Source organism: Streptomyces sp. CNQ085, assembly GCF_022614595.1.
Lineage (GTDB): Bacteria > Actinomycetota > Actinomycetes > Streptomycetales > Streptomycetaceae > Streptomyces.
On record NZ_JAJFAU010000074.1, the window covers coordinates 1 to 23,397 of the forward strand.

The 23,397-nt window shown below is 73.7% G+C and carries 20 protein-coding genes, 1 tRNA gene and 1 pseudogene; 11 read left to right on the forward strand and 11 right to left on the reverse strand.

All coding sequences use genetic code 11. From position 1 onward, the window contains the following. Both LJ221_RS14020 and LJ221_RS14025 read right to left on the reverse strand, forming a co-directional pair. On the reverse strand, window positions 1-1,010 hold a 1,010-nt coding region (locus LJ221_RS14020), incomplete at its 3' end, for a DMT family transporter (protein WP_241716889.1). A gap of 154 nt (window positions 1,011-1,164) precedes the next feature. Beyond that, window positions 1,165-2,238 carry a DMT family transporter gene (locus LJ221_RS14025; RefSeq protein WP_241716891.1) on the reverse strand — a complete coding sequence of 358 codons (1,074 nt, stop codon included), beginning with the start codon at window positions 2,236-2,238 and terminating at the stop codon, window positions 1,165-1,167. Window positions 2,239-3,026: 788 nt separating this feature from the next. On the opposite strand from LJ221_RS14025, the gene LJ221_RS14035 reads away from it, so the two are divergent. From LJ221_RS14035 to fdh, 3 genes are all read left to right on the forward strand, one after another. Next, on the forward strand, window positions 3,027-4,094 hold the full coding sequence (locus tag LJ221_RS14035) for a 4Fe-4S dicluster domain-containing protein (RefSeq protein WP_241716893.1): 1,068 nt from the start codon (window positions 3,027-3,029) through the stop codon (window positions 4,092-4,094). Next, window positions 4,091-5,215, forward strand: a complete 1,125-nt coding sequence (gene nrfD, locus LJ221_RS14040; protein ID WP_241716896.1) for an NrfD/PsrC family molybdoenzyme membrane anchor subunit — start codon at window positions 4,091-4,093, stop codon at window positions 5,213-5,215. The genes LJ221_RS14035 and nrfD overlap by 4 nt, the downstream gene beginning before the upstream one ends. Before the next feature lie 133 nt (window positions 5,216-5,348). Next, a complete protein-coding gene (gene fdh, locus LJ221_RS14045) occupies window positions 5,349-8,633 on the forward strand; it encodes a formate dehydrogenase (protein ID WP_241716898.1) in 3,285 nt (1,094 codons plus the stop codon). A 64-nt stretch (window positions 8,634-8,697) separates the two neighbouring features. On the opposite strand, the gene selD is transcribed toward fdh, so the two are convergent. After that, the gene (gene selD / locus LJ221_RS14050; protein ID WP_241716900.1) at window positions 8,698-9,750 is read right to left on the reverse strand and encodes a selenide, water dikinase SelD; all 1,053 of its coding nucleotides are present in this window, start codon (window positions 9,748-9,750) and stop codon (window positions 8,698-8,700) included. Window positions 9,751-9,897: 147 nt separating this feature from the next. Here selD and LJ221_RS14055 point away from each other — a divergent pair. The 5 genes from LJ221_RS14055 (at window position 9,898) to LJ221_RS14075 (ending at window position 12,609) form a co-directional block, all read left to right on the forward strand. Next, window positions 9,898-9,990: transfer RNA gene (locus LJ221_RS14055), tRNA-Sec, on the forward strand. Between the two features lie 854 nt (window positions 9,991-10,844). Then, a complete protein-coding gene (locus LJ221_RS14060) occupies window positions 10,845-11,012 on the forward strand; it encodes a sigma factor-like helix-turn-helix DNA-binding protein (RefSeq protein ID WP_241716902.1) in 168 nt (55 codons plus the stop codon). Between the two features lie 172 nt (window positions 11,013-11,184). After that, entirely contained in the window at window positions 11,185-11,838 is a 654-nt protein-coding gene (locus LJ221_RS14065) for a hypothetical protein (RefSeq protein WP_241716904.1), read from the forward strand. Next, a complete protein-coding gene (locus LJ221_RS14070; protein WP_241716906.1) occupies window positions 11,789-12,037 on the forward strand; it encodes a DUF6415 family natural product biosynthesis protein in 249 nt (82 codons plus the stop codon). The genes LJ221_RS14065 and LJ221_RS14070 overlap by 50 nt, the downstream gene beginning before the upstream one ends. After that, window positions 12,034-12,609: a hypothetical protein gene (locus tag LJ221_RS14075; RefSeq protein ID WP_241716908.1), complete on the forward strand. Its 576-nt coding sequence runs from the start codon at window positions 12,034-12,036 to the stop codon at window positions 12,607-12,609. Before LJ221_RS14070 ends, LJ221_RS14075 begins: the two co-directional genes overlap by 4 nt. A gap of 67 nt (window positions 12,610-12,676) precedes the next feature. On the opposite strand, the gene LJ221_RS14080 is transcribed toward LJ221_RS14075, so the two are convergent. Together LJ221_RS14080 and LJ221_RS14085 are read right to left on the reverse strand one after the other, a co-directional pair. Then, entirely contained in the window at window positions 12,677-13,573 is an 897-nt protein-coding gene (locus LJ221_RS14080) for an MBL fold metallo-hydrolase (RefSeq protein ID WP_241716909.1), read from the reverse strand. Between the two features lie 22 nt (window positions 13,574-13,595). After that, a complete protein-coding gene (locus LJ221_RS14085; RefSeq protein ID WP_241716912.1) occupies window positions 13,596-14,855 on the reverse strand; it encodes an MFS transporter in 1,260 nt (419 codons plus the stop codon). A 125-nt stretch (window positions 14,856-14,980) separates the two neighbouring features. Here LJ221_RS14085 and LJ221_RS14090 point away from each other — a divergent pair, with 125 nt between their 5' ends. The 3 genes from LJ221_RS14090 (at window position 14,981) to LJ221_RS14100 (ending at window position 17,314) form a co-directional block, all read left to right on the forward strand. Next, on the forward strand, window positions 14,981-15,190 hold the full coding sequence (locus LJ221_RS14090) for a hypothetical protein (RefSeq protein ID WP_241716914.1): 210 nt from the start codon (window positions 14,981-14,983) through the stop codon (window positions 15,188-15,190). Then, window positions 15,177-16,568, forward strand: a complete 1,392-nt coding sequence (locus LJ221_RS14095) for an amidase (RefSeq protein WP_241716916.1) — start codon at window positions 15,177-15,179, stop codon at window positions 16,566-16,568. Before LJ221_RS14090 ends, LJ221_RS14095 begins: the two co-directional genes overlap by 14 nt. Window positions 16,569-16,738: 170 nt before the next feature. Then, a complete protein-coding gene (locus tag LJ221_RS14100) occupies window positions 16,739-17,314 on the forward strand; it encodes a TetR/AcrR family transcriptional regulator (RefSeq protein ID WP_241716918.1) in 576 nt (191 codons plus the stop codon). Between the two features lie 233 nt (window positions 17,315-17,547). On the opposite strand, the pseudogene LJ221_RS14105 reads toward LJ221_RS14100, so the two are convergent. The 6 genes and pseudogenes from LJ221_RS14105 to selA form a co-directional block, all read right to left on the reverse strand. Next, window positions 17,548-17,918, reverse strand: a pseudogene (locus tag LJ221_RS14105) (MerR family transcriptional regulator). Between the two features lie 26 nt (window positions 17,919-17,944). Beyond that, the gene (locus LJ221_RS14110; RefSeq protein ID WP_241716921.1) at window positions 17,945-18,712 is read right to left on the reverse strand and encodes an SDR family NAD(P)-dependent oxidoreductase; all 768 of its coding nucleotides are present in this window, start codon (window positions 18,710-18,712) and stop codon (window positions 17,945-17,947) included. Between the two features lie 206 nt (window positions 18,713-18,918). After that, complete coding sequence (locus tag LJ221_RS14115) at window positions 18,919-19,479, reverse strand: DoxX family protein (protein WP_247720018.1); 561 nt, start codon at window positions 19,477-19,479, stop codon at window positions 18,919-18,921. A gap of 99 nt (window positions 19,480-19,578) precedes the next feature. Next, on the reverse strand, window positions 19,579-19,911 hold the full coding sequence (locus LJ221_RS14120; RefSeq protein WP_241716923.1) for a hypothetical protein: 333 nt from the start codon (window positions 19,909-19,911) through the stop codon (window positions 19,579-19,581). A gap of 135 nt (window positions 19,912-20,046) precedes the next feature. Beyond that, the gene (locus LJ221_RS14125) at window positions 20,047-21,852 is read right to left on the reverse strand and encodes a selenocysteine-specific translation elongation factor (protein WP_241716925.1); all 1,806 of its coding nucleotides are present in this window, start codon (window positions 21,850-21,852) and stop codon (window positions 20,047-20,049) included. 8 nt (window positions 21,853-21,860) lie between these two features. Next, the gene (selA, locus tag LJ221_RS14130) at window positions 21,861-23,237 is read right to left on the reverse strand and encodes an L-seryl-tRNA(Sec) selenium transferase (RefSeq protein WP_241716927.1); all 1,377 of its coding nucleotides are present in this window, start codon (window positions 23,235-23,237) and stop codon (window positions 21,861-21,863) included. Window positions 23,238-23,397 lie beyond the last annotated feature (160 nt).

Sequence of the window (23,397 nt, forward strand, 5' to 3'; positions counted from 1 at the left end):
GCGCCCGAGGCGGCCGCGCGGCGCGCCCCGGAGGCCAGCCGCGCCTCGGCGATCGCCAGCCCCGTCACGGCGGTGAGCAGCAGCGCGGTGCCCGCGACGGTCGCCGCGGTCAGCCGCTCGCCCAGTAGCACAACGGCGATCACGGCCGCGCTCACCGGCTCGATGAGCATGATCACCGAGGCGGTGGCCGACCGTACGACCGCCGCCCCCGCGAAGTACAGCGCGTAGGCCAGCGCCGTCGGCACCGCGGCGGTGTACACCAGCAGGAACAGCACCCACAGCGGGTCCTCGGCGGTGTGCGGCAGCAGCCCTTCGGCCAGTCCCAGGGGCAGCAGGCACACCGCTCCGACACCGAACGCCCAGGTGGTGGTGGAGTACGGGTCGCCGCCCGCGCCGTTGCGGCCCATCCACCGGGTCAGCAGGGTGACGGCGGCGTAACCGGAGGCGGACAGCAGCGCGAGGCCGACGCCCAGCGGCCGCACCGTGGCCTCGTCGCCGCCCAGGCACAGCACCGTCAGACCGGCCAGCGCACCGGCCACGGCCGCCAGGCCGCCGCGCCCCAGCCGCTCGCCCATCGTGAGCCTGGCCCCGAGTGCGATCAGCACCGGCCCGGCGCCGAGGGTGACGACCGTGCCGACGGTGAGCCCGGTGGCCTGGACGGCCGCGAAGTAGGCGGTCTGGAAGACCGTCAGCCCCAGCCCGGTGGCCACGATCCGTCCCACCCGGCGGCGCCGCGGCTCGGGCGGGGCCGGGGCCGCACGGCCCCGGCGGCCTCCCGGGCGGGCGGTGCGGCGCAGGGGGAGGAATGCCAGCAGCAGGGCGATCCCGCCGACGTAGCGCCAGAAGGACAGGGCGATCGGCCCCAGGTCGCCGGCGCGGTACAGCAGGGCGGCCGCGGCTCCGGCAGTACCCCAGGCGACTCCGGCGACGACCAGGTAGAGCAATCCGCGCCCGACGGACAGTCCGCCGGTGGGCGCGGCGGAGGACAGGGCAGAGGTGGGTTTCGACACGTGTGGGTTCTCCGCGTGTATCGGGAAGTCGTCATGTGATCCCGTACGCGGGCAGCGATGACCTGCGCGGCGGCGCTGACGCCGGCGCGGTTCTCCTTAGCGGCCCGCCCTAGGCGGCGGGCGGGGGAAGCACGGTCGAATGCATGCCCGAACCCTACGGTGCGGGCATGTCCCGCGACAACCGCCGCTCCGCGCGCCCTCCCTCACCCGTGGCTGCCCCTTCGCGGCCCCCTACGGCCACCGGCCCGGGGGGCGGTGCGGGAGGAGCCGCGGGCGTGGCGCGCTGCGCGACGAACGCGCCCGCCAGCACCACCGCACCGCCGAGCAGCTGCACCGCCGACAGCCGCTCGTCCAGCAGCACCCAGGCCAGCACGGTGGCCACCACCGCCTCCAGACAGGCCACCACCCCTGCCACCTGAGGCGAGAGCCTGCGCACCGACACCACCCCAGTCAGATAGGCGGCCACGGTCGCCACCAGCACGATCCAGCCCAGCAGTACGGCCGCGGGCACCTGTGCGCCGGATGCCGGGAGGCCCGCCAGTTCGGCCCTCCCGCCCAGCACCGACCACTCCATCTCCCAGGGCCGGGCGACGGCGGTGAGCACCAGTGCGCCGATGAGCAGCCCGTGGGCGATGACGCCCAGCGGGTCGGGAACCCCGTCCCTGCCGGGGCCCTTGCCGGGTTCGCCGGTCCCGTGGGCGGACAGGACGAAGTAACCGACCTGGCAGCAGGCGGCGCCCAGCGCCAGCAGTAGCCCCCAGAGGTCGAAGCCGAGCCCGGCCCAGATCTCCACCACGCACGCCAGGCCGCCGACAGCGAGCACCACCCCGGCCCCCGCCGCCCGGCTCACCGGACGGCGCTGGACGAAGCGCACCCAGCCCAGCACCAGCGCGGGCCCGAGGTACTCCACCAGCAGGGCGACTCCGACCGGGATGCGGGAGATCGCCGCGAAGTAGCACGCCTGTACGCCCGCGACGGCCAGCAGCCCGAACCCGGCCAACAGCGCCGGCCGCCGCAGCAGCAGACCGCGGTGGCGCCAGGCCAGCGGCAGCAGCACGACGGCGGCGCCCGCGACCCTGAGCCAGGTCACGTGCAGCGGGTCGAGCCCGGCGTTGATCAGCGGCTTCGCCGCCGGGCCGGAGCCGCCGAAGGCGAGGGCGGAGAAGAGGGCGAGGGTGAGACCGGCGCTCGCCCTCGAAGGGGCGGCCGGGGAGGCGGGAGCATGCACCGGCCCATCATGCCAGCGCCCGACAGGTGCGTCAGCGGCTGTGCCCCTGACAGAACTTCGGGGATCGGTCCCCGGCGCCCCGCGTCACCGATCCCGCAAAGGCCTGAGCGGAAGCGGAGTCGGGACCGGGTACGGGTACGATGCCCGCGCGGCGCAGCACCTCCACCGCCCGGCAGCACGGATCGGCGAGCAGCGCGTCCAGCGGGGCCACGCCCTCGGACCCGTGCCCGTGCCCGGCGGAGGGTTTCCTCCAGCGCCGCCGCGGCGGCGGGGGACCAGCCGGGGACACCGCCCGGCGCGGCGACCGATGCCTCCGCGGCCGCCCCATCCGTCACGTCTGCCGTGCCCGCCGCGTCCTCCACAGCCCGCTGCCAGCGCGGCCCGTAACCGATGCTGCGCTGCGCCAGATAGCCGAGGACCCCCGTCAGGCGCTCCGTACCGCCGAGAGCCGCCCGTACGGCCGGGTCCGACTCGACCAGGCCGTGCAGCAGGTGGGCGGTGTCGGCGTGCCGGTCCCCGGGCCGAACGCGGCGCAGACCCTCACTCTCCGCCCGGCCGCGACCGGGCGGGACGTATGACTGTGCACGCTCCCCACTCCATCACCCCGCCCGCGCCGGGGCATCCGCGCCGGGGGCCATTCGCGCAATCCCCCAGAGGCGGGTGCGCGGCCCGGGACCTCCTTCCGCGGACGGAGGAACGGACGGCCCCGTTTCACCCGGCCCTCTCCCGGGGACCCGTGGACAGCGAGGCCGCCGACGGGCGCACCGGAAGGGAGACAGGGGCTCCGTATGACCGACACCGCCGCACAGACCGGGGAGGCCGGGGAGACCGGGCCGTCCGCCCCGGGAGGTCTGCTCCACGGCGCACAGCCGGACGCGGCGGGGGCCGCGGGCCACCGCGACCACCCGCAGCGTGTGGGCTTCTTCACCGACACCTCGATCTGCATCGGCTGCAAGGCCTGCGAGGTGGCGTGCAAGGAGTGGAACGCCGTGCCCGAGGACGGCCTGGAGCTGACCGGCATGTCCTACGACAACTCCCAGGGGCTGAGCGCCTCCACCTGGCGGCACGTGGCCTTCATCGAACAGCGCAAGCCCCTGGGGAGCCAGGAGCCGGGCGTGGTGCACGGAGCCCTGGGCGGCGCCGATGGCGCGGACGGTATGGGCGACTTCGACGCCTTCGCCGCCGCGGAGCGCCTGGGCGCCACAACCCCTGAGCCGGGTACCCCGGCGGGGGCCGGGCCGGGCGCCCCCGCCGGCGAGATCTCCCCGATCGCGCCCGACGGGCGCACCGAGCTGCGCTGGCTGATGGCCTCGGACGTGTGCAAGCACTGCACCCACGCGGCCTGCCTGGACGTGTGCCCCACCGGCTCGCTGTTCCGCACGGAGTTCGGGACCGTCGTCGTCCAGGAGGACATCTGCAACGGCTGCGGCTACTGCGTACCGGCCTGCCCCTACGGGGTGATCGACCAGCGCGAGGGCGACGGCCGCGCCTGGAAGTGCACCCTGTGCTACGACCGGCTGGGCGCGGGGATGGAGCCCGCCTGCGCCAAGGCGTGCCCCACCGACTCCATCCAGTTCGGCCCGCTGGACGAGCTGCGGGAGCGGGCCGCCGCCCGGGTCGCGCAGCTGCATGCCGCGGGCGTGCCCGACGCCCGGCTGTACGGCGAGGACCCGGGCGACGGCGTCGGCGGTGACGGCGCGTTCTTCCTGCTGCTGGACGAGCCTGAGGCCTACGGCATGCCACCCGACCCGGTGGTGACCACCCGTGACCTGCCGTCGATGTGGCGGTACGCCGCGGTCGCGGCGGCGGCAATGGCCGCCGGGGTGGCCGCCTGCTTCACGGGGAGGCGCCGGTGAGCACCCCCGAGCCGAACGTACCGGGCCCGGTCACCCCCGGTGGCCCCGGCGGAGCGGAGACGGACGGCGAGCACCCCGGCCGTACGGCCGCCACCGGCCAGGGTGGCGGCAGACACCGCCGCAGGCGCCGGCGCGGAGAGCAGCCGGTCGTCCCCGAGGCCGGGTTCACCTCGTACTACGGCATGCCGATCCTCAACCGGCCCACCTGGAAGGCCCTCGACATCGGGGGGTACCTCTTCCTGGGCGGCCTGGCCGGCGGCTCCTCCCTGCTGGCCGCCGGGGCGCACGTCACCGGGCGCCGGACTCTGGCCCGGTCGGCGAAGATCGGGGCGCTGGGGGCCATCTCCGCCTCCACCGTGGCGCTGATCCACGACCTGGGCCGCCCCGGGCGCTTCTACAACATGCTGCGGGTCGCCAAGCCCACCTCCCCCATGAGCATGGGCTCCTGGATCCTGGCCGCCTACGGCCCGCTCGCCGGGGTGTCCGCCGTCACCGACGCGACCGGCCTGTTCCGGCGCTCCGGTGCGGCGGCCACCGCCGGTGCCGCGGTACTGGGCCCGGCCGTGGCCTCATACACGGCCGTGCTGATCGCCGACACGGCCGTGCCGTCCTGGCACGAGGGCTACCGCGAACTGCCGTTCGTCTTCACCGGTTCGGGAGCCGCGGCGGCCGCCGGACTGGGCATGCTCACCGCTCCCGTGGAGCAGGCCGGCCCGGCCCGCCGGGCCGCCGTCTTCGGGGCCGCGCTCGAACTGGGGGCCACGGCGGTGATGACCCGCCGTATGGGTCTGGCCGCCGAGCCGCTGGAGCGCGGCAGGTCCGGGGCCCTGATGCGCGCCTCCAAGGTCCTCACCGCGGCTGGCGCGGCCGCCGGACTGCTGGCCGGACGGCGCAGCCGGACGGCCGCGGCGCTCTCGGGCGTGGCTCTGCTGGCCGGTTCGGCGGCCCTTCGGTTCGGCGTCTTCGCCGCGGGCGTAGCCTCCGCGGAGGACCCCAAGTACACGGTCCTGCCCCAGCGCGAACGGCTGCGGGCCCGCGCCCGGGAACGCCGCCGCGAGCATCCCGGCGGAGCGGACGGTGTGGAGGGCGTGAACGGACAGGACGGCGGGCCGACGGTGTGAAGGCCGGTTTGACGGCCGAGGCCCCGGGTACCCCGGAATACCGGTGACAGGGTGCTCCGTGCCGTCCCCGGCGGGGGCGGCGCGGGCGGTCGCACCGCGGACCAGTGGCACGAGTTCAGCGAGGACGGCAGACGTGGGCATCCGAACCTGGATCAACTCCTGGCCGGTGTACCGGCAGCTCACCGGTGACGATCCGCTGGGCCGCGGCACGGCGGCCAGCAGCGAGCGCACCGCGAACCTGACGCCGCGGGTGGAGACCGCCGACAGGGTGGTGAAGTCCGTCTGCCCCTACTGCGCGGTCGGCTGCGGCCAGAACGTCTACGTCGAGGACGGGAAGGTCACCCAGATCGAGGGCGACCCCGACTCACCGGTCTCGCGGGGGCGGCTGTGTCCCAAGGGCGCGGCCAGCCTCCAGCTGACCACCGGCTCGGCCCGTGTCCAGCAGGTGCTCTACCGGAGGCCGCACGGCACCGGGTGGGAGCGGCTGGACCTGGACACGGCGATGGACATGATCGCCGACCGGGTGATCGAGTCGCGCCGGTCGGGCTGGGAGGAGGAGCACGGCGGGAAGCGGGTGCGGCGCACCATGGGCTTCGCGAGCCTGGGCGGCGCCACGCTCGACAACGAGGAGAACTACCTGATCAAGAAGCTGTTCACGGCGCTGGGCGCCGTACAGATCGAGAACCAGGCACGTATTTGACACTCCTCCACGGTCCCCAGTCTGGGGACCTCGTTCGGCCGCGGCGGCGCGACCACCTTCCAGCAGGACCTGCAGAACTCGGACTGCATCGTCATCCAGGGCTCGAACATGGCCGAGTGCCACCCGGTCGGGTTCCAGTGGGTGATGGAGGCCAAGGCCCGGGGCGCGAAGGTGATCCACGTCGACCCGCGGTTCACCCGCACCAGCGCGCTGTCCGACATCCACGTGCCGCTGCGGGCGGGCAGTGACATCGCGTTCCTCGGCGCGATCATCAACCACGTTCTGAGCGAGGAGAAGTACTTCCGTGACTATCTGCTGGCGTACACCAACGCACCGGTGATCCTGCGCGAGGACTTCCGCGACACCGAGGACCTCGACGGCGTATTCTCCGGACTGGACGCGGAGCACCGCACGTACGACGCGAGCACCTGGCAGTACGAGGGGATGCGGACGCAGGCCGCCTCTGGGCACCGCGAGCAGAACTATCCGGACACCGGTGGAAAGGACGAGGCGCCCTCCGACGAGAGCGTCGACGAACTCTCCGAGGAGGCCTACGGCGAGTCCCACGGCTCCAGCGGCGCTGACCTGGGCGAGGGCAAGCCCCGGCGAGACGAGACGCTCAGCGATCCGCGCTGCGTCTTCCAGGTGCTCAAACGGCACTTCGCCCGGTACACGCCGGAGCTGGTCGAGGAGGTCTGCGGCGTACCGCGCGACACGTTCCTCCAGGTCTGCGAGCTGATCACCGGGAACTCCGGCCGGGACCGCACCACGGCGATCGCCTACGCCGTCGGCTGGACCCATCACACGGTCGGGGTGCAGTACATCCGGACCGCGGCGATCCTCCAGACCCTGCTGGGCAACATCGGGCGCCCGGGCGGCGGAATCCTCGCCCTGCGCGGGCACGCCTCGATCCAGGGGTCGACCGACATCCCGACGCTGTTCAACCTGTTGCCCGGCTACATCCCCATGCCGCACGCCCACACCGGCACGGACCTGGACACCTTCATCGACGCCGAGGCGGGCAAGCGAGGCTACTGGGGCAACATGCGCGACTACCTGGTGAGCCTGCTCAAGGCGTACTGGGGGCCGGCCGCGACGGAGGAGAACGACTTCTGCTTCGACTACCTGCCGCGTCTGACCGGCTCGCACGACACCTACACCACCGTGCGGAACCAGCTGGACGGGGTCTGCAAGGGCTACTTCCTGATGGGCGAGAACCCCTCCGTCGGCTCCGCCAACGGCCGGATGCAGCGCCTGGGCATGGCGAACCTGGACTGGCTGGTGGTGCGCGACCTCTCCCTGATCGAGAGCGCCACCTGGTGGCAGGACGGCCCCGAGATCGAGTCGGGCGAGCTGCGCACCGAGGACATCCGCACCGAGGTGTTCTTCCTGCCCGCGGCCACGCACACCGAGAAGGAGGGCAGCTTCACCAACACCCAGCGCATGCTCCAGTGGCGCCACAAGGCGGTGGAACCGTCCGGGGACGCGCGCAGCGACCTGTGGTTCATGTACCACCTCGGGCGGATCATCCGGGAGAAGCTGGCCGGTTCCACCAGCGACAGGGACCGTCCGGTCCTGGACCTGACCTGGGACTACCCGGTCCGCGGCGACAGTGCCGAGCCGGATGCCGAGGCCGTCCTCGCCGAGATCAACGGTTCCGACTCCGAGGGCGGGCCGCTGTCCTCCTACACCCAGCTCAGGGGCGACGGCTCGACGGCGTGCGGCTGCTGGATCTACTGCGGCGTCTACGCCGACGGCCTCAACCAGGCGGCGCGCCGCAAACCGGGAGAGCAGCAGAACTGGGTGGCCCCCGAGTGGGGCTGGGCCTGGCCCGCCAACCGCCGGATCCTGTACAACCGGGCGTCGGCGGATTCCGGGGGCAGGCCGTGGAGCGAACGCAAGGCGCTGGTGTGGTGGGACGAGGAGAAAGGGCGCTGGACCGGGCACGACGTCCCGGACTTCCCCGAGGAGCGGCGCCCGGACCACGTACCGGTCGAGGACGCCGAGGGGCCCGACGCCCTGTCGGGCACCGACGCCTTCATCATGCAGGCCGACGGCAAGGCATGGCTGTACGTGCCCACCGGCCTGCTGGACGGACCGCTTCCAGCACACTACGAACCGCAGGAGACGCCGTTCGCCAACCCGCTCTACCGCCAACAGCGCAATCCCGTCCGGATGCTGGGGAAGCCGCACCCGGTCAACCGTTACCAGCCCGTCGGCGCGGAACCGGGCTCGGACGTGTTCCCGTACGTGGCGACCACCTACCGCCTCACCGAGCACCACACCGCGGGCGGCATGTCCCGGTGGCAGCCGTACCTGTCCGAGCTCCAGCCGGAGTTCTTCTGCGAGGTCTCGCCGGAGCTGGCGGCCGAGCGGGGGCTGGAGCACATGGGCTGGGCCACGGTGGTCAGCGCACGCTCCGCGATCGAGGCCCGGGTGATGGTGACCGACCGGATGTCGCCGCTCACCGTGCGGAGCCGCACCCTGCACCAGATCGGACTCCCCTACCACTGGGGCCCCAACGGCTACTCACGCGGGGACTCGGCCAACGAACTGTTCCACGTGGCACTGGACCCGAACGTGCACATCCAGGAGACCAAGGCGCTGGCGTGCGACATCCGGCCGGGGCGGCGGCCACGCGGGCCGAAGCTGCTGGACCTGGTGCGCGAGTACCAGGTGCGGTCGGGGATCACCGAGGAGACGGGCCGGGACATGTGACGGCCCGCCGGGGGCGCGGACGGCACGGAGAGCATGTGCCGCCCGCGCCCCCGGCGGGTCCCCGTCAGCGGATCACCAGCGCGTGCTCCCCCGCCGGGACCAGTTCGCCGATCACGGGTGCGCCGGGGATCTCCCCCGCCACCAGCAGGCCGCCGGAGGTCTGGGCGTCGGCCAGCAGCAGCCGGGTGTGCTCGTCAGCGGAGCCGAAATCGGTGTGCGGGGCGACCCAGTCGAGGTTGCGGCGGGTGCCGCCGCTGACGTACCCGTCGCGCACCGCCTCCCGCGCGCCGTCCAGATAGGGGACAGCCGACGAGTCCACCACGGCGCTCACCCCCGAGGCGCGCGCCGTCTTGTACAGGTGGCCCAGCAGCCCGAAGCCGGTGACGTCCGTGGCGCACCGCACGCCGGCCGCCAGGGCCGCCTGCGCCGCCTCCCGGTTGAGGGCCGCCATGGTCTCCACCGCGTGCCCGAAGAACTCGCCGGTGGCCTTGTGCCGGTTGTTGAGCACGCCCAGGCCCAGCGGCTTGGTCAGCGACAGCGGCACCCCCGGCCGTCCGGCGTCGTTGCGCAGCAGCGCGTCCGGGTCGGCGATCCCGGTGACGGCCATGCCGTACTTGGGCTCGACGTCGTCGACGCTGTGGCCGCCGCCGACGTGGCAGCCCGCCTGCCCGGCGACCTCCAGCCCGCCTCTGAGCACCTCCCGCGCCAGCTCGAACGGCAGCTTCCCGCGCGGCCAGCCCAGCAGGTTCACCGCCACCAGGGGGCGGCCGCCCATGGCGTACACGTCCGACAGCGCGTTGGCGGCGGCGATGCGCCCCCAGTGGTAGGGGTCGTCCACCACAGGGGTGAAGAAGTCGGCGGTGGCGACGACGGCGGGACCGCCTTCCGGCCCGGGCAGGCGTACGGCGGCCGCGTCGTCGCCGGTGTCCAGCCCGACCAGCAGCTCGCCGGCGGGCCCGGCGGGCGAGACCCCGGTCAGTCCGGCGACGGCCTCCTCCAGTTCGCCGGGCGGGATCTTGCAGGCGCAGCCGCCGCCGTGCGCGTACCGCGTCAGCCGTACGGGCTCCTCGACCGCACCGCCGTCCTGGTGGCCGTCCGTCTCGTTCCGGGTGTACATCGCGATCCCCTCTCACCGGCCCGTGCCGGGCGTCGCGGCACTGACTGCCCCGCCGCCGCCGGCCGAAACGCCGCCGGAGGGGATTGACTCCCTCCGGGTGGCGGCGTTTGGATGATCCACGGCCGGGAACGAGTGCCCCGGCGGCATGGAGGCGTAAGGGTGCCTGGTGGCCCTCCCGGTCTTCAAAACCGAGGTGTCCGAGGATCTCGGACAGGTGGGTTCGATTCCCATCCGCCTCCGCCGGCCGCCCGCCGGGCCGGCGGTCCGCCGCCGCTCACCGCGCCCGTGCGCCCGGTTCCGGTTCGGGAGCCGGCCCCGGTGGCTCCTCCTCGCTCGGCCGGCGGCCCTCGACGTACGAATGCGGGAGCGCCGCGTGGGATAGCGGAGTGGCCGGATCGGCGACATCCCCGTTGACGGTGCAGTCAAGCAGCACCACGTCCGCGATGAGGGCACCTTTCACCGGTTTGGTTCCTCGGTGCGGCCCGCATCGCCGTCGCACGAGGGGCAGGGTCCCGGCTGCTGCTCAGGCACCGGCGCACACCTCCCGCAGCAGTCGCGCGTAGCGGCGGCGGGCGGTCGGCGGTCCGGTGGGCCAGGAGCCGCAGCGCGCCCTCGTCCATCAGCCGGTCGGGGTTGACCCGGGTCAGGCGGTCGGCGATGTCGGCCAGGACGCGGGCGGTGGGCACGGTGCAGGTCGTCGCCCGCCGTAAGGCTTCGTCCGTGTCGGGGACGGAGTTTCGGGGGTGGTGGGCCGCCGGGGCGGCAGCGGGCGCGGATACGATCGCGCATGGTCATCTCCTGGGGTCGTCAGGTGGATGGCTGGCCCCGGTCGGAGGTGGTGCTCCGCCGGGGCCGTTGTGTTGTTGATCAAGGCATTGGCAGCGTGGCCAACACCTGAATTGCAGGGTTCCCTACAACGAGAAGAGCCGGGTAGGCCACGCTCCCTTCGGAAGGGAGTGGCGTGACAGACGAGGAGGTGCAGCGGGTGCTGGACTCGATCGACGCACTCGGCGTCACCGGCGACGCGGAAGAGAGAGCGGCGCCTAACGGAACTGCTCGAGAAGTGGCCGGACGCGCATTCCAGGGTGCGTGAGATGCGTCAGCAGGCCTTGGCCGAGTTGTACGACAGCGGCAAGGGACTGACGTACAAGCAGATCGGCGAGTTGCTGGACATCAGCTTCGGGCGCGTCCGGCAGATCATCGCCGGTGAGACGGCCAGCCCCAGGAAGCGGAAGGCACGAGATAAGCCGGCCGAAGAGTAGCTCCAGGCACACGTACGGCCGAGCGGTGTGGTGACCGCCCGGCCGTGAGTACCAGCGGGTTCACGGCCCGCTGATCAACAGTTCCCCACGTAGCAAGCAAGGACTGCCTTTGCGCAGCGTACACGGGCCTGCTTTGGCATGCCCAGATTCGCCCCTGCCCGCGTGGACGCCCGTGCCCCGGGAGGAGCAGGAGGCCACCACCACGGCGTCGCGCCGTGCGCAGCCGCGTGCCTGGCGGCGGGTGGTGCGCTGGTTCGTCGACGCCGGCCTGCACCCGCGCGCCTCGGCGACGACCGTGCGCGTGGCCGAGGACCTGGCGCGCCGCATGGACTTCGTCGAGGGCCGGGTCATCTACGACCTGGCCGGCACCGCGGCCCGGCTCGGCCTGTCGGAGCCGACGGTGAAGCGCCACGTGCGGACCCTGCGTGAGCTGGGGGCTCTGGTGTGGCTCGAGCACGGCTCCCGCCGCAACCTCCACCTGCCCGGCCGCCGGTATGCGGGCACCGCCACGGTGTACGGCGCGGCCGTGCCCCCGTGCTTCGACGAGGCGATGGGCCACCGGGTCGAGGGCGCCGGGTACAGCGACCGCCTGGTGGTCGGCGTGACCGGGGCCGGACGGGCCCGGGCGGTGGCCGAGGCGCAGCGTGGGGCAGCCTCCCGCAGGCCACGCCATGATCCCCTTTCTCCTGGCGGGTACAGGAGGGCCGATCATGACGTTGCGCGTGCCCGTTCCCCTCACCACCAGGTGCCCCGTCACAGACGCCATCGACCGGGCCATGGCCGCAGAGCGTGTCCCTCCCCGCTACGAGGACCTCCAGACGCTTGAGGCCGAGCTGCAGCACCACCTTCGGGTGCTGCTGCCCGCCGCGCCCGTCGAGTCCTCTCGGGCGGCTGCTGCCGCAGCCCAGTCCCGTGAAGGGCTGGGAGAGGGGTTGCGTTCGGCGGTGGACCAAGTGCGGCTCCTGGCGCTGGACTGCCGGTGGCTGCTGCGGCACCTCGGCCACGAGGGGAGGCCGGCCCGTTGACCGCCTCCCCCTCCCTCTGCCCCGTCCCGCTGGTCCGGCAGGGGGTGTGGTGCGAGGCGATCAGCACCTACTCGGGCGCGCCGAAAACGGCCACGCGCCGGGACGGGTACGCGGCGCTGAGCCCCGAGGCGGCGGTCCGGTGGATCCGGGCCGGGGTGCGCATCGTGGCCTCCGTGCTCGGCCCGCAGCAAGCCGAGTTCGTGCTGGACTGGTGGGTGGACAGGCCTGGCTCGGAGCGGGCGTGCACCCGGCTGTGTGAGCACGGAGACTGCTCGCTGACCCTCTACCCCGGCATCCAGGAACTCACCTGGCAGGCCCGCCCGGTGCGGTTCCTGCGCCTGGCGCAGGTCAACGGCCGCCCCCCGTGCGGCCGCCGTTACCGGCCGCGACTGCTGCTGACCGGGAGGGCCGCTTCCTGCTCCCCGCAGGCCCCCTCGCCCTCCTCCTGGCGCATCAGTTGCAGGACTGAGCGCCCACCGTCCGCGAACTCGGCGGCCCGGCCCCACCATCACAGGGGCCGGGCCACAGGTGTGCTCCCCCGTCCCGGCCCGTGCCCCCCGCAGGGGCCCTGAGGGCATCGGTTGGCATGTATTGCCATCAGCTGGTACAACCGGTCCTGCTTTGCTGAGAAACCACAGGTCACAGGGCTGTATCCAACCGGAAGGCGTCCCCATGGGCGACTACTCGGCCGGCGGTGGGCGGTGCGAAGTGGGTGCCGAGGAGGAGGGTGTCCGTGCCGACGAGGGAGCCGAGCAGCTTGCGGCGGGTGGCCTCGGACTGCCGCGGGTCGATGTCGACGCAGGCGCCGATGGAGGGGTGGGCGAGCTGGACGGGGTGGTGGACGCAGTCGCCGGAGATCAGCGCCGTTTCCCCCCGGTCGGTCAGTTCCACCGCGACGTGGCCGGGGGTGTGGCCGGGTGTCGGGACCAAGCGCAGGCCGGGGGCGATCTCGGCTCCCTCGTGCGGGACGTCGACCGTGCTCAGCAGACCCGCCTGTTCGACCGGGATCACGGAGTCGCGGAACATCTGTTCGCGTGCCTCCTCCATGTCGTACGTGGCCCAGAACTCCCGCTCGGTGCGGGAGGTGAGGTAGCGGGCGCCGGGGAAGGTGGGGACCCATTCACCGTTCACCTGCCGTGTGTTCCAGCCGACGTGATCGGCGTGCAGGTGCGTGAGGATCACCAGGTCGACGGAGTCCGGGGGGAAACCGGCGGCGGTGAGACGCTCCAGGAAGTCGGTCCGCAGGTTGTGCCAGGCCGGGTTGGCCCGTTCCTTGCCGTTGCCGATGCCGGTGTCGACCAGAACGCGCAGCCCGTTCACGACGAACGCGAAGCTGTGACTGTCGATGTGCAGGATCCCGTCCCGGCCGGCGAAGTGGGGGTGCAGCCAGTTCTGGGCGGTCACCACCTCAGGGGTGGCGTCGGGCAGCAGCCAGGGCCCGGTCGCGGGCGGCAGGGCGACCTCGTCGACGCGGTGGACGGTGACGCCGCCCACGGTCCAGGAGGGAACGGGGGTGGCGGCGGGGGAGGTGTGCATCGTGTCGGTTCCTTCGTTGTCTTCAGTGGGAGCGGTCGGCTTCGGGGCGGGCCGCCCCGCGTCGTGACGCGGTGAGCGCCACCAGGGCGAGGAGGGCTGCGGTGATGGCGTAGGCATGTGAGGTGGCCTCCAGCCCGTAGTGCTGGACAGCGGCGCCCGCGGCGACGGCGGGCAGGCTCATGGAGAGGTAACTGAGGATGTGGTAGGCGGCCAGTGTCGCGGCGCGGTCCCGCTCGTCGAGCGGGGCGAGGAGCATGCGCAGCACTCCCTGGGAAACGGCGCCGAAGGCGATGCCGGCCAGTGCCGCGCCGCCGTGGACGGCGGGCAACCCGGTGCCGTGCAGACCGCTCAGGGTCAGGGCCGCGGCGGGCAGGACGGATATGCAGCCGCCGATCGCCGTGGCGCGGGGCGTCCTTCGCCGCAGCGCCCATACCGTGAGCGCGGCGGTGGCGCTGAGGGTGAAGAAGACCATGCCGCGGGCTGCTTGCGGGGCGTCGGGGGCCACCAGGTGCACGAGGGCCGGGCCGAGGGAGGAGTAGAAGCCGCCCAGCGCCCAGACGGCACCGACAGCGACACCCGCGGCCAGCAGGGTGCGGCGGGCCGGGGGCGGGATGTCGCCCCGCGGGCGCGGCGACGGCAGCGCTCCCGCGTGGCGGCGGGCCGTCTCCGTGGTGAAGGCGGCCGCGATCGCCTGGGCGAGGAACAACGCCGCCAGCAGTGCGTAGACGGTGACCGTGGGGGCGGGGGCGAAACGGACGAGCAGGGTGGAGACGAGCACGCCGGCGGCCATGCCGGCGACCGGGGTGACGCTGTTGGCCAGGGCGGACCGGCCCGGGCGCCGGGGGTTTTCCAGGTCGAGGAGCGCCGCGCCCGCGGCGCTGATGGCCGCGCCCGTGGCCACTCCTTGCAGGACCCGGGCGATGGTCAGGGAGCTCGCGTCGTCCGCTGAGGCCAGAAGGACCATGGAAGCAGCCGCGATGAGCAGGGCGCCTGCCAGGACGGGGCGTCGCCCCAGGTGGTCGGAGAGCGCTCCGGTGGTGAGCAGGGCAAGCAACAGGGCCAGGGCGTACGCGCTGAAGACCACGGTGACGGCGAGCGCGGAGAGGCCCCACTGGTCCTGGTAGAGAGGGTAGAGCGGGGTCGGGGCGCTGGACGCGGCCAGCAGGGCCGCGAGTACCGAAACGTTGAGGGCGAAAGAAGCTTTGCGCGTGCGCCTTTTCGCACGGGTGCGGGTGGTCTGGTGAGCGACGTGCGCGGGCGCGTCGGACATGACATCGGGCATGAGGCCCCCCGTAAACGCAACGTATTTGCTTTAGCCCGACCATAGACATACCGTCGGACTAAAGCAAACTGTTAGCTTTTAGCGCGGAGGCTTCGTTTCCATGCCCCCTGACCAGGAGAAACCGCATGCCCTCAGCTGAACTCACACCTCTCGAGGTCGCCCGCTGGGCCGCCCGTGCCGGACTTCCTCTGCCCGGTGACCGCCACGCCGCGGTCGCCGCCACCGCCAACCACATCCACTCCGTCGTAGCGGTCCTGCGCGAGCTGGACTGCGGGGACACCCCGCCCGCCGGCGCCTACCGCGCCGGAAAGGAGAAGCACGATGCAGCCGTATGAGCTGACCCTGGCCGACGCCGCGCGGCAGATCCGGACCCGCCGGCTGTCCCCCGTCGAGCTGGTGGACTCGGTCCTCGACCGCATCGACCAGGTGGACCCGCACGTCGAGGCGTACGTCGCGGTCACCGCTGAACAGGCCCGCGGCGCGGCGCGGGAGGCCGAGCGGGAAGCGGCCCGCGGCGTGTTCCGGGGGCTACTCCACGGCGTCCCGGCCGGGCTCAAGGACGTGATCGACGTCGCCGGTTCGGCCACCAGCGCCAGTTCCCGGGTCCGGGCCGGCCACCGCGCCGCCACCGACAGCACGGTCGCCGCCCGGCTGCGGGCCGCAGGCTCCGTCCTGGTCGGCAAGACCCACACCCACGAGTTCGCCTACGGCCTGATCACCCCGCAGACCGGCAACGCCTGGGACCGCGGCCGGGTCGCGGGAGGCTCCAGCGGCGGGTCCGCCGTCGCGGTGGCGGCCGGGGCGGCGACCTTCGCCCTCGGTACCGACACCGGCGGGTCGATCCGGGTTCCCGCCGCGCTGAACGGGGTGGTCGGCCTCAAGCCGACCTACGGGCTGGTGCCACGCCACGGCGTCACGCCACTGTCCTGGTCACTGGACCACGTCGGACCGATCACCCGCACCGTCGAGGACGCAGCCCTGGTCCTGACCGTCCTCGCCGGGCACGACCCGCGTGACCCCGCCTCGCTGGACACCCCCGCCGTCGACTACCGGCCGGAACGGGAGCCGGACCTGGCGGGAGTGCGTGTCGGGGTGCCGCGCAACTACTACTTCGACCATGTCGACGCGGAGGTGGAGACCACCGTCCGCCGGGGCATCGCGCGGCTGGAGACGCTCGGCGCCCATCTCGTCGAGATCGACATCCCGATGACCAGGTACGTCCAGGCCACCCAGTGGGGATTGATGGTGCCGGAGGCCACCGCCTACCACGAGGGCACGCTGCGTACGGTCCCCGAGCTGTACCAGGCGGACGTCCGCATCCTCCTGGAGGCCGGTGAGCTGATGGGCGCGGGCGACTATCTGCGTGCCCAGCGCTCCCGGACGCTCATGCGGGAGGAATGGGCCCGCATCCTGGAGAAGGTCGACGTGATCGCCGCCCCGGCGGTTCCGATGGCCGCGGTGAGGGCCGGTCAGGAGAGTGTCAACTGGTCCGACGGCTCGACCGAGGCCGTCTCCGACGCCTACGTGCGTCTGTCCTCCCCGGCCAACATCACCGGAGTACCCGCCCTGTCCGTCCCGGTGGGCCACGACACGGCGGGCATGCCGATCGGCATGCAGCTGCTCGGACGGCCCTTCGGCGAGCGGCAGCTGCTGCGGGTGGGCCACGCCTACGAGCGGACGCAGTCCGCCCGACCGCTCGCGCCGACCGCCTGAGAACGGCATGCGGGCCGGGGGGGAAACGTCCGCCCCGGCCCGTATGCGTTCGGCTCCGGTCGGGATCAGGACCGGCTGCCCGCAGCGAGGAGACCGGCAAGGGGCCCTGGCGCCGCCGTCGAGCCGGCGCACTCCCCCTGAACGCAATATCGGTGCTTTAGGTTGGAGTCATGAGTCGCAAGCCGATGGCGCGCCCCGGCGGGCGCAGTGCACGGGTCCAGGCTTCGGTGCACACCGCTGTCCGCGAAATCCTGTCGGAGCAGGGCCGCGACGCGGTGACCGTCCCTCTGGTCGCCCGGCGCGCCGGAGTCACCCCCTCGACGATCTATCGCCGCTGGGGCGACCTTCAGGAGCTGCTGTCGGACGTCGCGGTGGAGCGCCTGCGGCCCGACACGGCGCCGGAGAACCACGGCGACCTGCTGTCCGACCTGACGGCCTGGGCCGAACAGTTCCTCGACGAGATGTCGTCCCCCTCCGGCCGCGCCTACATCCGTGACGCTCTGCTCGGCGACCGGGACGGCGGCAACGCCGGCCAGTGCTCTGCCTACGCGGCCGAACAGATCGACGTCATACTCGCCCGCGCGATCGGCCGCGAGGAGAGAACTCCCGATGTCGAGACGGCGATGGATCGCGTGGTCGCTCCCATGATGTACCGCATCCTCTTCCGCCCGGCCGGACTCGATGCCGCGTACGCCCGTCGGCTCGTGACCGAGCTCCTCGACGCCGGCGAAAACACGTCGGAGTGAGCTGCCCCGAGTTCCGTGGAGTCCGCGATCGTGTGATCAAGCGATCTGTGAGACTTCGTCCAGTTATGCCTGGTACGTCTGTTCGTACTCGTCGAACGGACCTCGCGCACCGCGCGCTCACGCAGCTCATCGGGATATCTACGGGGTGCCGGCATTGCTCGTGGTTCTCCTCGCGCCTGGAAGCGTGACCGGGCTTCAGGGACTCCACGAAGACCAGTGCGGCTCATTCCCGTTCAGGCCACTGGGCGGATCCGGCCACCGGTCGCCTGTCGCAACGCGGCTTCCAGCCGGTCGCGGGCCTCGGTCTGGGCAGCGATCCGTTCATTGAGGACCGCCAGCCGCTCCAACGCGACCCGCAGGCCCTTCTCCGAGGGCGGTGCGGCGGCCACATCGCCGTCCAGGCACGGCAGGAACACCCGCACGTCGTCCAGGGTGAGCCCGGCGGCCAGCAGGTAGCGGATATTGCGGACCCGCACCACCGCCCGCTCGTCGTAGACGCGGTAGCCGTTGGGGCCCGCTGCGAGGAGAACAGTCCGGCCTGCTCGTAGTGCCGCAGCGCACGGGCGGTTGTCCCGGTCGCCCCGGCCAGCTCACCGATCCGCACCCGTCCCACCTCCCGGGCCACTCCTATCACGCCACGACCGCTCCGCCGTCGACCGGGAGTACCACTCCGGTGACGAACGACGCGGCCGGCGCGGCAAGCCAGGTGACCGCCCAGGCCACCTCCTCGGCCCGGCCGATCCGGGCCAGTGGGGTGCGCGCCAGCTGCCACTCCCGCACCGCTGCCCTTTGCTCCGGCGTCAGGCCCTGGTGCTCGCCGATGGTGGTGTCGATCGCGCCGGGGGCGACCGCCGCCACCCGGATCCCGCGGGGTGCCAGCTCGACCGCCCAGCTGCGGGTCAGCAGCTCCAGAGCGGTCTTGGTAGCCGCATAGACCGAGTTGCCGGGCCAGGCCCGCTGCCCCACCGACGTACTGACATTGATGATCACCCCGCCCGACTTCTCCAGGAGTGGCAGCGCGACCTGGGTCAGCAGGATGGGGGCGACGAGGTTGGTGGCAAGCTGAGCTGTGATCATCTCCGGCGTGAGCGTGCCGAGGGCGCCGCTGCGCACGATGCCTGCGTTGTTGACCAGCACGTCCAGTCGGCCGTGTGTCTCCAGCACGGCCCGGATGATCCGATCCGGCTCGCCCCCGGCGGTGATGTCGGCGGCCAGCGGCGTGATCCGGTCGTGCCTGGCCGCGGTCTCCTTGAGGGGCTCGGCCCGCCGCCCGATCGCGACCACATGGGCGCCCTCGGCGGCGAAGGCGCGGGCGGTGGCCCGGCCGATCCCGGTGCCGGCTCCGGTGACGGCGACGATCCTGCTGCTCTGCGGTGTGGTGCTGTTCATGCCGGTCATCGTGCAACCCTGCCGCCAGCGGCAGGGTCAAGCAGCGTCTGACGGGCGATGGTCACCGCCGTGGTCACCAGGGCGTGGCGACGCCGTCTCGTTGCCCCTTTGGCGCGCACCTCGGTCACACCACAACCCGTCAGCTACTCCGCCGGCGACTGACAACGGCTCCGCGCCCTGCGCCGGACGCCCCCTCGGAAGTGGTGCCGCCTCCGTCAGTCCGGGACGGGGCCCGCGCCGGGAGGCGTCGCCTGCTCCGGTCCACTGCCGAGCGCGCCCGCCCGGCGGCGCAGGACGACGGCGGCGGCCGCGGTACTCGCCGCGAAGGCGGCCGCCATCACCCAGGGGCGGTTGAGGCGGTGGCCCAGCACATGGTCCAGGGAGTGGCGTCCCGGCCCGGTGATGCTCAGGCAGGTGGCGACGAAGCCCAGGAAGGCCGGGTACTCGTAGCCGCCCTCGGTGACGAAGAAGCCCGACGGGGCGTGGACCGACACCGCCCCTGTCATGGTGCCCGCGACCGCCGCTCCCGCGGCCGGCGTGGCCAGGCCCAGGGCCAGCAGCGCGCCGCCGCCCGCCTCCGTCAGCCCGGCGGCGAGCGCGCTCGCCCTGCCGGGCGTGAAGCCCATGTACTCCATCGCCTCCCGGGTGCCCTCCGGTCCGTTCCCGCCGAACCAGCCGAAGAGCTTCTGGGTGCCGTGTGCGAACAGAACGCCGCCCGCGCCCGCTCTGAGGACGAGCAGGCCCAGGTCGCCGCGGTCGATGGGGGGCACGGGCATGGGAATCACCTCTCCGGGGGTGCGGTCGACTTCCCAGCCTCGGTGGCGTCCCGCGCTTCCACCACTTCCCGGGCCCGTTCGGAGCAGCCCGCCCCGGGCTCAGAGCACGGCGCGCCACAGGGCGAGGACGGCGGCGGCCACCGCGGCGGCCAGAACCAGCAGCAGGAACAGGAAGACCCCTGCCAGGACGCCCGCGAGCACGCGGGTGGCGCGGCCTCGCTCCGCGCGCGCCGAACGGGTGCGCCCCGTGTGCCCGGCCAGCCCCTCGTCCCGTACGAACCGGCCGCGGTCACCGTGCTCGTCACACACCGCGACGGCCAGGACCGCGAGGTAGCGCAGCCGCTCCGGGGGGAGCGGCTCGACCAGTTCCGGACCCAGCTGCCGTTCGACCGCCTCGACTCGCGGGTCCCCGTCGTTGACGAGCCCGCGCACACACACCGGTCCTCGCCCCGATCGCGCCGCCGCACCGATCGCCGCAGTGGTGGCCGGACATCGGCAAGCCCCCTTCTCGCGCTGACGCTTCGCGCAGGGAGCGTAGTGGGCCGGTGCGACCGGCGGGACGGCGCGTCAGCCGTCCGGTGCGCCGGCCGTCTGTCCGGCCGGAGATTCGCAGCGCCGCCGGGTGTTGTCCAGACGGGCCGTCAGACCGCTTGCGTCCAGGTGCTCCAGCAGGGGGATCACGACCCGGCGTGTGGTGTCCAGGGCGCGGCGCGCCTCGCTGGTGGTGAAGGGCTGCTCCAGCCGCGCCAGCAGTGCGGCGGCCCGGTCGTCGGCACCGGGCAGCAGCACGATCCCGTCGCCGATCCGGAGCAGCTCGCCCGCGGCGACGGCCGCCGCGACCGCGTTCGGGGTGAGGCCGAGCTCCGCCAGCCGGTGCGCCTCCGGGGCGCGGAAGGGCGCGGCGCGCAGCTCGGCGCGTACGGCGTCCACCGCCTCGCGCACCCGGGGCGGCAGACGGGGGCGGGCGGTACTGCCGTAGACCCGGCCGTCGCGGTGTTCCAGGGGGGGGCGCGGCCCGGCGGCCACCAGGGCCCGGACGAGGGCGCGTTCGGGCAGACCGAGGGCGCGGCGGGCGGCTTCGGCGGGCAGTCCCGGGTCCATCGGATGCCGGGCCGCGTGCTCCTCCACGGCCCGCGCCAGTGCGCGCCGCAGCCCGGCCCAGTGGCCGGGGTCGGCGATCCAGTCCCCGGCCACGGGCTCGTACGGGGGCCGCACTCCCATCGCCCGCAGTTCGGCGCGCCGTACCAGCCCCCGGCACCGTACCTGGTCCGCGCCGTCCGGCACGCCGGCCGCCGTCTCCAGCTCGCGAGCCCTGGCCCGTCCGGCGCCGCGCCGCTCCAGCCGGGGCGGGCGGACGTCGAGCACGGTGATCCCGGCGGGAATCCGGTGCCGCCCGGGGTCGCGCAGCAGTGCCACATCACCTACCCGCAGCGGCAGGGGGCGCGCCAGGGTCAGGCGGGCGGTGTCCGCCCCCAGCGGCCGTACGGTGGCGGGGACGGCGGCGGAACCGGCGTGCAGCACCAGGTGCCGGGGCAGATCGTCCGCCGGGTCGCCGTGCAGCCGTACGTCCAGCAGGCCGGTGGTGATCCAGCGGCCGGGGGCGAGCAGGGCGTCGCCGCGCCGCAGCGCCTCGGCTCCGGCGCCGTGCACGTTGACCGCGACGCGGGCGACCGCACCCACCTCCTCGCGCTCCTCCTTGAGGGACTGCAGCCCGCGTACACGGACCACCGCCCGGTCGTCGCGGGCGAGGAGGAGGCGGTCGCCGGTGCGGAGGGTGCCCGCGGCGAGCGTGCCGGTCACCACGGTGCCGCGGCCGCGCACGGTGAAGGAACGGTCCGCCCACAGCCGTACGTCGGCGGCCCGGTCGGGCTCGGGCAGCGCGGCGGTCAGCCGGACCAGGGCAGCTCGCAGTTCCTCCACTCCGGCGCCGGTGACGGCGCTGACGGGCACGGCCTCGATCTTCCCCAGCGAGGTCTCGGCGATCCTGGCGAGCGCGTCGTCACGGACCGGGCCGGGGTCGGCGAGATCGGCGCGGGTGACGGCGAGGACGCCGTGCCGCACCCGCAGCGCGTTCAGGACGGCGAGATGCTCCTCGGACTGCGGCTGCCAGCCCTGGTCGGCGGCGACGGCGATCAGAACGGCCGGTACGGGCCCGACTCCGGCCAGCATGTTGCCGACCAGCCTCTCGTGGCCGGGCACGTCGACAAAGGCGATCCGTCCGGCTCCGGGCAGGGACGTCCACACGAAGCCCAGATCGAGGGTGAGGCCGCGGCGGCGCTCCTCCTCCCAGCGGTCGGGCTCCATTCCGGTCAGCGCCCGGACGAGGGTGGACTTGCCGTGGTCGACGTGGCCGGCCGTGGCGATGACGTGCACGTCCCCTCTCACCCCAGCCCCCGGCCGTTCGCGGCGGCCTCGGCCGCCCGCCGCACCGCATCGGCCACGTCCACGTCCCGCTCCGGCGGGACGGTACGCAGGTCAATCAGGCACCGTCCGCCCTCCACCCGCCCCAGGACGGCGGGATCGCCCAGCCGCAGGGGCCCGGCGCACTCCTCGGGCAGGGCCACCGCCGCGCTGGGCAGTGCGACACCGGGCGCCCCTCCCCCGCCGACGACGGCCTCGCTGTCCACGGCGCGGGCCTCGACGTCCGCGCCGCGCAGTTCGGCGGCGAGGTGCTCGGCGCGTGCCCGCAGGTCTTCCGGATCGGTGCGGAGCATGGTGTGGACGGGGGTTTCGGGACCGCGCACCGTGGCCTCCAGCGCCGCCAGCGTCAGCTTGTCCACCCGCAGCGCGCGGGCCAGCGGATGGCGGGCCAGGCGCCGCACCGGACCGGTCCGGCCCAGGAGCAGGCCGCACTGCGGGCCGCCGAGCAGTTTGTCGCCGCTGGCGGTGACCAGGGACGCGCCCGCGCGCAGCCAGCCGGAGGCGTCCGGCTCGTCCGGCAGCACCGGCTCCGGGCGTAGCAGCCCGGATCCGATGTCGGCGACTACGGGGACGCCGGGAGGGCAGATCCGGGCCAGATCGGCCACGGAGGCCGAACGGGTGAAGCCGGTGATGCGGAAGTTGGAGGGGTGGACCTTCAGCACGAAGCCGGTGTCGGGGCCGATCGCCGCCGCGTAGTCCTCGGGCGAGGTGCGGTTGGTGGTGCCGACCTCGCGCAGCCGGGCGCCGGTGGAGACCAGCAGGTCGGGCAGGCGGAAGCCGTCGCCGATCTCGACCATCTCGCCCCGGCTGACGACGATCTCCTTTCCCGCCGCGAGCGCGGTCGCGGCCAGGGCGAGGGCGGCCGCGCCGTTGTTGACCACATGGGCGGCCTCGGCGTGCGGCACCGCCTCGCACAGGGCGTCCAGGGCGGAGGCTCCGCGCCGGGAGCGGTCGCCGGTGGCCAGGTCGAGCTCCACGTCGGTGGGACCGCAGGCGGCGTCCACCGCCTCCCGGGCGGCCCTGGACAGCGGGGCCCTGCCCAGATTGGTGTGCAGCAGCACACCGGTGGCGTTGACCACCGGCCGCAGCCCTCCGGCCGTCGCCGGCAGCGCCTCGGCCGCGGCGCCGGCGACGGACTCCGGGGGGATCTCGCCGGCCCTGGCCCGCTCCAGGGCCCGGACCACCTCGGACTTCACCAGGGCGCGGCCCAGGCGCCGGGCGGCCCCGGCCAGCCGGGGGTCGGCGAGCACCGCGTCCGTACGGGGGAGCCGGCGCCGTACGTCGGCCGGAGGGGCCTTCGCGGCCCGTACTCGCGCCGTCACGGTGTCGCGGTCCATCCGGTGGCCTCCTGGTGGGACGCGGTACGGGTAATGCCCGGCCGGCAGCCGCCGTCACCCGTCCGCCGCACCGCCCCGGGCGCCGAACAGGTGCCCATGACGCACCGCCAGATCCTGGAGGCGCTGTCCGGGCTGCTGCTCGGCATGTTCGTCTCCGTCC

Coding starts and splice junctions, on each gene's coding strand:
- LJ221_RS14035 (WP_241716893.1), top strand. CDS start 3,027: ATGACCGACACCGCCGCACAGACCGGGGAGGCCGGGGAGACCGGGCCG.
- selD (WP_241716900.1), bottom strand. CDS start 9,750: ATGTACACCCGGAACGAGACGGACGGCCACCAGGACGGCGGTGCGGTC.
- LJ221_RS14060 (WP_241716902.1), top strand. CDS start 10,845: ATGCGTCAGCAGGCCTTGGCCGAGTTGTACGACAGCGGCAAGGGACTG.
- LJ221_RS14070 (WP_241716906.1), top strand. CDS start 11,789: ATGGCCGCAGAGCGTGTCCCTCCCCGCTACGAGGACCTCCAGACGCTT.
- LJ221_RS14080 (WP_241716909.1), bottom strand. CDS start 13,573: ATGCACACCTCCCCCGCCGCCACCCCCGTTCCCTCCTGGACCGTGGGC.
- LJ221_RS14085 (WP_241716912.1), bottom strand. CDS start 14,855: ATGCCCGATGTCATGTCCGACGCGCCCGCGCACGTCGCTCACCAGACC.
- LJ221_RS14090 (WP_241716914.1), top strand. CDS start 14,981: ATGCCCTCAGCTGAACTCACACCTCTCGAGGTCGCCCGCTGGGCCGCC.
- LJ221_RS14095 (WP_241716916.1), top strand. CDS start 15,177: ATGCAGCCGTATGAGCTGACCCTGGCCGACGCCGCGCGGCAGATCCGG.
- LJ221_RS14100 (WP_241716918.1), top strand. CDS start 16,739: ATGAGTCGCAAGCCGATGGCGCGCCCCGGCGGGCGCAGTGCACGGGTC.
- LJ221_RS14110 (WP_241716921.1), bottom strand. CDS start 18,712: ATGACCGGCATGAACAGCACCACACCGCAGAGCAGCAGGATCGTCGCC.
- LJ221_RS14115 (WP_247720018.1), bottom strand. CDS start 19,479: ATGCCCGTGCCCCCCATCGACCGCGGCGACCTGGGCCTGCTCGTCCTC.
- selA (WP_241716927.1), bottom strand. CDS start 23,237: ATGGACCGCGACACCGTGACGGCGCGAGTACGGGCCGCGAAGGCCCCT.